This window comes from Pseudomonadota bacterium, from assembly GCA_018823135.1.
Taxonomy (GTDB): Bacteria; Desulfobacterota; Desulfobulbia; order Desulfobulbales; family CALZHT01; genus JAHJJF01.
In genome coordinates, this window is the sequence record JAHJJF010000065.1 from 67,199 (window position 1) to 76,148 (window position 8,950).

The following is an 8,950-nucleotide window of genomic DNA, read 5'->3' on the forward strand; positions in this document are numbered from 1 at the left end:
CAGGGTGCCAGACACAATTGCCCGGCATGTTTTGGTAATAGAAAAACCGGAATTTACTTCCGGGGTGATCCAACTCTGTTGCCATGCTGACAACAAAACTCTCTCACAAGTTCAAGGCGTTCGCCAAGAGTCATCCTGAAATAAAACGGGCTTTCCATTAGTATCTTTACAACCTCACGCAAATCCATCTACTTCCCTCCAATAAACCACAACTCGGTATCAAGTATCAACGCAATGAATACCTAATGCAAAAATGAAGCCATATCAACAATAAAATGAGATAACCTAATTATTCCAATAAGTAAAAGCACTAACAGGAATATTGCCACCCAGTGCAATGTATTCCATAATTCCGGAATTTTGTCAACTTTTCCGGAAAAAGTGACACATTTTTAACAGCTATAAACACCTTCCCTTGACATGATCTATCTGTGGTTGTAATCAAAGAATGAGTTATATTCGTTGCGATTCCAGTCCGAATTGATAATCCTTTTTTACTGGAGTAACACATGGCAAAAATAATCGAACTGACCGGGGAAGAACAGTTGGCCGAAACAACTGAATACAGTTTCAATAACCGGCGAAACGTCAATATCCCCATTAAGATATTTGAGATCATTGCCGGAAATGACAAAGGCATCTTCATCGCCCGGCCGATTTCGCTTATCACCAGGGCCAGAAAACGATTTGTGGGAAGAGGAACTTCAAAAATCGAAGCATTGAATGATTGCCTGGAAAAAATCAGGGAGAAATCAATAGCTGAAATATTCAAGCCAGTTCATGAATAGACCGGCAAAGCCTTTCGAAGCCTCCTGAAAAACAGGACCCTGAAGCCCAGTACACCCGGGCCTGCCTGAAGTCGACGAACCAGTATCCGCCAGGGGAACGCCGATCCGCCGTATAAATATAACCCTGCTCTCGGGTAAAGCATTCAGCAAGATAAAAATCAACGGTTTTTTTCCCGCAACGCAAAATGGACAACGCCTCCTCAATTGTCGGAAGCCGCCAGTCATCAAACCCGGCGAATTTCTTGCTGTTCATCTCCGCGACATAGTCAAACAGCTTCCTGCGGGAAACATACCCTGAGCCGCCGCGCTGCCAGACAAGCCCGGTCACCATATCGGTCACCGTAAGCTTATCCTGATTATCAATGAGATAATGGGTGAACATGCCGGTAGGATTATACAAACTCTCAAAGAAATCATGTTTGCGAACAAGGGGTTCAATCATCACTTCGGAAACGGACAGGGAATCTTTTCTTAAACAGCAGGGTTTAATTACCGGGAGCGGAGCATCAGGACCGGGCAGACCGGCCTCAGGGGCATCCACCGACAAAGGCGTTTCCAGAAACGGCAAAACCCGCGGACTTTGCGTCTCATGAACAACATGCTCCTCAAGCCAATTGCGGAGCCTTTCTTCTATTGAATAATTCTGTTCTTTTATCGCCCTGCCCTGATCTCGAACACATTGGTCAATCACTTCCCGGGGCGCATCAATTGTGGCCAGCACCCTTGATAGCGCAAGCCCCTCTCCATAAGGCGCAGTCTGGCCGGTTTCTGCCAATTATCAATATGAAAATAATAATACCGTTCATCACTGGTTTTGATTTTTTCCATATCCCCACGACACTCAAACAGTCCGTAGGTCAGGGCAGGGGTGATCTCCCAATCAATTGTTTTTTCGGAATCAAAACCAAGTTGCCTGAATATGCCCATTTTTCGCTCACTTCTTCTGGTACAATTTCATATTATTCCGTCTGAATGACTCTCTACTGAAACAATTTTATGCACGGTTTTGCAATTACAATTTCGGATTCCAGAGTCAAAGGTCAACATTATAATCGGATTTATACTATCTGGTTGTGGAAGAAACTCTATGATGGTACAAAAAAGACAACTTCAGAACGGAATACCCCAGATGCCAAACTTAGATAAAAACAAAATCCGCATCCTTCAAGAAGTCAGAAAGCTCATGGGATATCATAACTCCCTGGGCATTGACCACTACCCGCGCACCCCGGAGATCGAACAATTCCTTAAAAATATCGGCACCGAAATACACCCGGCAGGTAAACAATATTCTCACCCCGGCACCGTCCCATTTCAAAAAACCATTACCGCCGAAGAGAGCCCGCTTTTACAGGCAGGCGATGCAAACCTCGAGGCGGTGCGTGAAGATCTGGGCGATTGCAAAAGATGCGGGCTTTGCGAAACCAGAACCCATCTCGTTTTCGGCGAGGGAAACAACCGGTCCGGCCTGATGATAATCGGCGAATGGCCAGGGATTGAGGATGACCTGCAAAACAGCCCTTTCAGCGGCGAGGCAGGAGACCTGCTCACCAAGATGCTTGCGGCGATAAACCTTGACACCAAGGACGTCTATCTGACCCAACTGGTTAAATGCCATACCCCGGGAAACCGCGCCCCGAAACCTGAAGAAATCGCCACCTGCAATCCCTTTCTGCTCCGGCAGATCGCCGTGCTTTCCCCGAAAGTCATCTGCACCATGGGGGTCGTTGCCGCCCAAACCCTGCTCAAAAACAACGAACTGCTCATCCGCTTGCGTGGACGTTTCCATAATTTCATGGGCGCCCTGCTCATGCCCACCTTTCATCCTAAATTCCTCCTTGAGAATCCAGAAATGAAAAAAGCCACCTGGATAGACCTCCAGATGATCCAGAAGAAACTTGATACCACTTGATTTGCTGACTGGCTGATATGACTGGGTTACCAAAATACAGATTTGACCTCTTGCCGCTCTCTATTCAACGGTGAAAATCATAACCATCCTGTACTGGTGTGCCTCAATTTTACCGCCATTTCCGAATGCAGGGTCAAGCTGACCCAGCCGGAATCGCTCTACTCCAATAGAAACGCTGCAGCTGCCGGTATAGCCGCTGAAAGTGCCGGCGTTTATCACATAACTGCCGGTATCGGTTATTTCAGGAGAAGACCAGACACCATTGGAATTATTCAGGCAACTCACAAAACCTTTGAGCCGCATTACATCTCCCAAGGAACCCTGATTCCAGCCCACGGTGATGGCATCGCTGCTTCTGGAAAAAGCCTGTCCTGCAAGCGGCTCTAAAATTTCAAATGCCGGCGGCAACTTGACTATTGTCCGGGGGGCGTCATTTTGCTGCTCGCGCAGCAGCGAAATGGTAATTTCCGTGTTTTCATCGGTTCCCCCAAAGGTTGTGTAATACCAGATTCCATCCTGTGATATGCCGAAAACATCCCGTGTGCCCTGTGTCAGCCGCTTGTACTTTTCTTCTAGCTGGGAGGTATTTTCAAACAGATTATCGTTGATCCGGACACTTGAAGGTTCACCCACCACCGAGGCCATGAAAATATCTTCCGGTGCCAGATCAATGTAAAAGCCGCTTGCAAAAGTCCCCTCTTTGATGGCAGCTTCCACAGTGACCACTTCGCCGTCCGAGCTGCTCACATGCATGTCAGCGGATATGGATTCCGTAGTGACTCCTCTTGAGGATACATGGTTGCTTCCCGGGTCACCGCAGCCATGCATGCTCAAGACCAGAAAAAACGCCAATACATAAAATTGAATGAATTTGAAGATGATAGTTTTTTGCATGATCAGAAATTTACTCCTGCGCCAAGTGATTGGTGCCAGATATCGGCACCTGAAACACTATCGAGCCACCTTGTGTTCAACATGAAAAACACCCTGTTTTTTACAGTGAATAGCAGTGCCAGGTTCATTGTCAGGTCCATCCCCCTGTCCTCACCGGTGAAGTGACCATAATAGTAACCATCAGCATTCCAGAAATGCGCTCCGACTCCGGGTCGCAGGGCGAACCATTTGGTGAGGTCGAAACGGTGGGCAATGCCCAATGTCGCCCCCTGAACCTCAATCCAGGTCCCAGGGGTCCTTTTATGATCAAAGGGCTCAAACTTTGTATAGCCTAATTCCACACTTGTATTTTTAAACACGTAGACCCCACCCAAAACCCCATAAGCGGCAGATCTTTCAAAGCTGTCATTGCTGACTTGAGCGGCGCCGAGATGAAACCCCAGGTAGGGCAGCTGGTAACTGGGTGCTTTGTCGGCTGCACTTGCACCTGCATGGGCTGACATAATTACAAAAACTATCAATAGAATTGCATAGAACTTGTATGGAAATATGTAATTTGTATATGCGCCACAATAAGTATTCATCTGAATCCTTTCTTGGTGGTAACGGAATAAATTGAATGATGCCCTAACTTCTGCAATTCGTGCGCCAATTATTTCCGTCAAAATCAAGAAACGATAAATTACCAATGTTTTCGGGTTGTTGAAGCGAGAATATTTCGTTCCTGAAGGAAAACTAACTTGAGAGGACTAGAAAATCCGTGGCAAAAATGACACGATCTCGGGAGAACAAGGGGCGATACATTATTTATTCCTGGCCAGCTTGAAGATGATCCCCCCAAAACTCAATAACAGCTGAGCATCTTGGTTTGGCTGTTTACCAGACGCAATCCAAATAAAATTGTGTTTTTAACGGCAATGAGGTCAAAAAATAGATCCCTGTTTATCTGAATTAAAAATTTATAACTTTTTATCTGATCGATGAATAGATGTTGTTCTGGACGACCAAAAGTGCTAAAGTAAACAATTAACTACTTAACAATTATTGTCGCAGGGAATCTCGTTTAAAAATAGACCATGCCACATCGCAGGACTTTCAGGGGTCAGGGGGCTGGCGCAAGAAAGGTGAGAAATGTCCAAGAAATATATGATGATAATTACCCATTCCACTGATCATCCTCATCTGACAAGTGTGAGCATGGGGTTGGTATCCTGCCTGGTTTTAGAAGGAGCTGATATGGCTTTATTTTTCATGTCGGAGGGCGCTAAATTGTGTCAAAAAGGTGTGGCGGAGACCATTGAAGAGAAAAATATTGCTCCAGTCCGTCATTCTCTTTCAATAATTCGTGAGGGGAATACTCAATTGTATGTCTGCAAAATTGACTTGAAAAAATTCGGCATCGAGGAAGACCAATTGCTCGATGGTGTCAAAATTGTCGACCTGATGGACGTCTCAACACTTATGATGGAGAGGGAAACACTCAAGTGTTAAGGTGTGCTGATGCAAGAATAGCAAGAATGGGCTCAAATCATACGTACTTTTGCCCATCTTTCATCCAAAATTCCTCCTTAAAAATTCTGAGATGAAAAAAGCCACCGGGATAGACAGAATCGGCCCCGGTTGTTTGGACAGATTGGCGGCGGGAATAAGGTGAAAACCATTGTTGTTATGCCGCCAGTTTGATGACGGTACCGGGACCACTTCTGAGATTGTCAATCCAGGAGCCAATTTATGAGCAATGAACGACAGACCTATAATTCTTCAGGAATGAAGGTGACAACTTCATCGATGGATTCCGCATCAAAGACCAGCATGGCAAGGCGGTCGACACCGAGGGCGATGCCTGCGGCTTCGGGCATGGAGGCAAGATCTTCAATAAATTTTTCAGGCATGGGTCCGGGGTCTCTGCCCTGCTCTTTGATCAATTCTCTTTCGTGATTAAAACGTTTCCGTTGCTGGGCAGGATCAGTCAATTCGGAAAAACCATTGGCCAGCTCCAATCCTCCGGCATACAACTCAAAACGTTCGGCAATCCATGGATCATCTTTATTCAATCTGGCCAAGGCGCCCAGTGAAGCAGGATAGTCGTACAGAAAGGTCGGGCGCTCCAAACCAAGGTTGGGCTCGATATGCTCAACCAAGGTCTGATCAAAAGAATTATTGAAAAGCGCCTCATCAAGAGATATGGGGGCGAAGCGTTTGAATGCCTCGGCAACGGTGATTCTTTCAAAAGGGGAATCCAGCGCTATTTCTCTATTTGCATAGTGAATCGTTGAGCCCAGGCCCAGATCAATGGCGACAAGGCGGAGCATCTCTTCGCATTCATCCATCAGCCCATGGTAATTAATACCCACCCGGTACCACTCAAGCATGGTGAATTCTGTCAAATGCCGCCGGCCGCGTTCGCCGTGCCTGAAGCATTTGCAGATCTGGAAAATTTTCGAGGCCCCGGTGGCGAGGAGCCTCTTCATGCAGATTTCCGGAGAGGTCTGAAGGAATTTTTCTTCAGACCGCTCCGGTTCGATATAGGATTCCGGGATTATGGCAGGCAGGAGAACCGGAGTATCCACCTCGATATAATCATTCTCACTAAAATATCTGCGGATCGCCTGAAGTAGAGCGGCTCTCTTTTTCAGGCCGCTTTGATTAAGCATAGCACCTGGACATAGACCTGGATCTGAACCTTGACCGTGAGCTGTCGTTTAATCTCGAGAGCACGGAAAAGACTGTTCGGCTAGGGTTTCCCCTGCCGGACAGTCTTTGACAAAGCAATCGTGATAAAAACTCCAGCCCCGAAGGGCGGTTATTCTTAACTAGCCATGGGGAAAAAACAAGCAATAAGTAGATATACAACATGTTACTATCTCGAACCAACAGCATAATAATAACCGTCACGGTTCAGGTTATTCTTTGACCCGCGTTATATACAGACCGGTGCGTGTATCTATTTGAATTTTATCGCCTTCTTCAATAAAAGGCGGCACCTGTAATTCGAGGCCGGTCTCAACGGTTACCGGCTTGGTATCGCTGCCGCTTGTATCACCTTTGGCCCAGGGATTGGCCAGAGTAACAGTAAGATTAACAAAATTCGGCAGGGTAACGCCAATGGGCCGCTCACTGAAAACCAGCACCTGCACATCCATATTATCGGTCATGAACTTGATGTTATCCCCCAGCTTTTCCCTGGTGATGACAATTTGCTCATAGGTCTTGGTGTCCATGAAATGATACTCATCACCCTGGGAATAGAGATACTGCATGGTCCGCTCTTCAAGAGAGGCTTTTTCAAATTTATCATTTGACCGGTAGGTTCTCTCAAAGGCGTTGCCGCTGATCATATTACGCATTTTCGTCCGGTACAGCGCCTGGCCCTTGCCTGGTTTTGAAAACTCGAAACTGGTGACAATATAAGGCTCGCCGTCAATACTGATCTTTAATCCTTTCCTTAAATCTGATGCGCTATACATAAAATCAAATCCTCTCCTGTTTCCTCTCTGCTCTGGGCATTTAGTTTATTAAGTTGGACAACCTTGAAGATGTGCATCCCTCTGAATGGGGGGCCCTCACTAGATCGTCCGATTCTTCCTTTAAGGCAGTATCGATAATACGGTCGCAGACATCTTCAACAAAATAAGCCCCATATCGTGTTAAGCTGATTGAATCTTCATCCTGCTGAATACAGTCATACTCACTGAGTTTCTTAATCAGGGCGCCGAATACATCAAGGGGTTTCTCGTGATATCTGTCATTAAACAGCTTGACATCAAGCCCGCTCTTTATCTGAAGCGAAAGAAAAAAAGTCCTGTACATCTGCTCTCTTTTGGTAAGAGAAATATACCTGCCAACCGGCGGTATTCCCTTGTCGGTCATCAGAGAATAAACGGACAATTCTTCATATTTATCAAAGGAAATTGTTTTGGTATAGGATCTCGCCCTTGAACCGAAGGCGACAATCGGCAACTCCTTGAGCCAATAATACCTGTACCCCCACTGTTTTTCATTACTAAAACGCCCATTCTGCTCATAGCCGAATTTTTCCATCCACTCCTGCGCCATGAACACCATTTCAAAAATGGTATCATTATCGATAATTAGGTCCGGCCTTTTCACATAGAGCTCAATCACCAGCGGGTTAACTATTTCATGCCTGATATATTCTATAGAGTCCGGACGTATTGTTTCCAGAATGTCCAGATCCTTTTTCAAACCTTCAATACTTTGCCCTGGAAGGCCTGTCATCATATCAATATTTATGGCCATACCGGTTTTCCGAACGGATTTGACGATTTTTTTTATCTGGGCTACGGTATTTTTCCTGTTACAAAGGCCGAGAACATCCTGATCGAATGTCTGGCAACCGATGCTGATCCTGTTGATGCCAATCTCAGCCAGCCCCACTACCCGCTTTTCATCCGCCAGAGTGGAGGGATGTGCTTCACTTGTAATATTACAGTTCGCAGTCAGATCAATGCACGATCTGATCGTATCAATTATCAGCTTTATATCGCTGTTTGCAAACGATGTCGGTGTCCCACCCCCGAAATAAATACATTTTGCCTTCTTCCCATCAAATACCCCCGAATCTGAAAACAATTGTATCTCTTTGAGAAGACTGCGGAGATACTCCTGTTGCATTCTTTTCTCGGCTTTATGGGGAAAAGAATTACAAAAAAGGCATTCTGTAAAACAGAATGGCAGATGAACGTATAACAGAATTTCTTTCTCTGATATGCTGGCCTTTACTGTTTCAAGAAAATCGAAAACCTGCGATGGGGCCAACATCTGAAACTTATGGGGGAGAAAAAGATCCGGCTGATTTTTTGTATAGTCGGACGAGCCATAAAACAGCTCCTTTCTGATTTTATCCAGAATTTCATTTCTTATCATAAAAGGTCAAATCCCCTTATCTGGCAGAAGTATATGCCGATTTCGAAAAAGTCGATTTTTTGGCTGGCGTGAAATTCTGGATAATGGATTTTACACCTAAGGGATTGTACAAGAAAAACATAAAAATTCAATGCCGATAAAAAACCTGACCTATACATTGCATTCGTCGTCCAAAAAGTCCCTGTTCAACCGATGAAATAATCATCCCTGATGACATGAAATATCTATAAAGAAACTCCAAGAATAACCTTGAAAAAGAGGACGATATACACTAGTTTCTGGTGGTTACCGTAAGGGCTTTCAATTGACTGGTTTTATAGGAAATTTGAGTGAATATAAATAAAAGACGAGTCGCCATTACCGGAATCGGGATTATCTCCTGCCTGGGACTCACACGGGAAGATGTACAACAATCACTCCGGGAGGGAGTAAGCGGCATAAAGCTCCTGCCCGAGAGAAAAAAACTCGG

At 45.4% G+C, this 8,950-nt stretch carries 11 protein-coding genes; 4 read left to right on the forward strand and 7 right to left on the reverse strand.

What is annotated here, in order from left to right:
- Window positions 1-509 precede the first annotated feature (509 nt).
- A complete protein-coding gene (locus KKE17_06720; GenBank protein MBU1709681.1) occupies window positions 510-788 on the forward strand; it encodes a hypothetical protein in 279 nt (92 codons plus the stop codon).
- On the opposite strand, the gene KKE17_06725 is transcribed toward KKE17_06720, so the two are convergent.
- Window positions 769-1,509, reverse strand: coding sequence for a DUF1566 domain-containing protein (locus KKE17_06725; GenBank protein ID MBU1709682.1), 741 nt, complete (start codon window positions 1,507-1,509; stop codon window positions 769-771). The two genes, KKE17_06720 and KKE17_06725, sit on opposite strands and share 20 nt — an antisense overlap.
- The gene (locus tag KKE17_06730; GenBank protein ID MBU1709683.1) at window positions 1,476-1,715 is read right to left on the reverse strand and encodes a hypothetical protein; all 240 of its coding nucleotides are present in this window, start codon (window positions 1,713-1,715) and stop codon (window positions 1,476-1,478) included. Before KKE17_06730 ends, KKE17_06725 begins: the two co-directional genes overlap by 34 nt.
- 256 nt (window positions 1,716-1,971) lie before the next feature.
- Between KKE17_06730 and KKE17_06735 the strand changes: the two genes are divergently transcribed.
- Window positions 1,972-2,700: a uracil-DNA glycosylase gene (locus KKE17_06735; protein MBU1709684.1), complete on the forward strand. Its 729-nt coding sequence runs from the start codon at window positions 1,972-1,974 to the stop codon at window positions 2,698-2,700.
- A 60-nt stretch (window positions 2,701-2,760) separates the two neighbouring features.
- Here KKE17_06735 and KKE17_06740 read toward each other — a convergent pair whose 3' ends face one another.
- Together KKE17_06740 and KKE17_06745 are read right to left on the reverse strand one after the other, a co-directional pair.
- Entirely contained in the window at window positions 2,761-3,594 is an 834-nt protein-coding gene (locus KKE17_06740; protein MBU1709685.1) for a hypothetical protein, read from the reverse strand.
- 2 nt (window positions 3,595-3,596) lie between these two features.
- A complete protein-coding gene (locus KKE17_06745) occupies window positions 3,597-4,178 on the reverse strand; it encodes a hypothetical protein (GenBank protein ID MBU1709686.1) in 582 nt (193 codons plus the stop codon).
- Window positions 4,179-4,725: 547 nt separating this feature from the next.
- Here KKE17_06745 and KKE17_06750 point away from each other — a divergent pair.
- A complete protein-coding gene (locus tag KKE17_06750; GenBank protein MBU1709687.1) occupies window positions 4,726-5,085 on the forward strand; it encodes a DsrE family protein in 360 nt (119 codons plus the stop codon).
- 260 nt (window positions 5,086-5,345) lie between these two features.
- Here KKE17_06750 and genX read toward each other — a convergent pair whose 3' ends face one another.
- The 3 genes from genX to KKE17_06765 all read right to left on the reverse strand — a co-directional run bounded on the left by genX (window position 5,346) and on the right by KKE17_06765 (window position 8,481).
- Window positions 5,346-6,248, reverse strand: a complete 903-nt coding sequence (genX, locus tag KKE17_06755) for an EF-P lysine aminoacylase GenX (GenBank protein ID MBU1709688.1) — start codon at window positions 6,246-6,248, stop codon at window positions 5,346-5,348.
- A gap of 249 nt (window positions 6,249-6,497) precedes the next feature.
- Window positions 6,498-7,061 carry an elongation factor P gene (efp, locus tag KKE17_06760; GenBank protein ID MBU1709689.1) on the reverse strand — a complete coding sequence of 188 codons (564 nt, stop codon included), beginning with the start codon at window positions 7,059-7,061 and terminating at the stop codon, window positions 6,498-6,500.
- A gap of 40 nt (window positions 7,062-7,101) precedes the next feature.
- On the reverse strand, window positions 7,102-8,481 hold the full coding sequence (locus KKE17_06765; GenBank protein MBU1709690.1) for a coproporphyrinogen III oxidase family protein: 1,380 nt from the start codon (window positions 8,479-8,481) through the stop codon (window positions 7,102-7,104).
- Window positions 8,482-8,816: 335 nt separating this feature from the next.
- On the opposite strand from KKE17_06765, the gene KKE17_06770 reads away from it, so the two are divergent.
- On the forward strand, window positions 8,817-8,950 hold a 134-nt coding region (locus tag KKE17_06770; protein MBU1709691.1), incomplete at its 3' end, for a beta-ketoacyl-[acyl-carrier-protein] synthase family protein.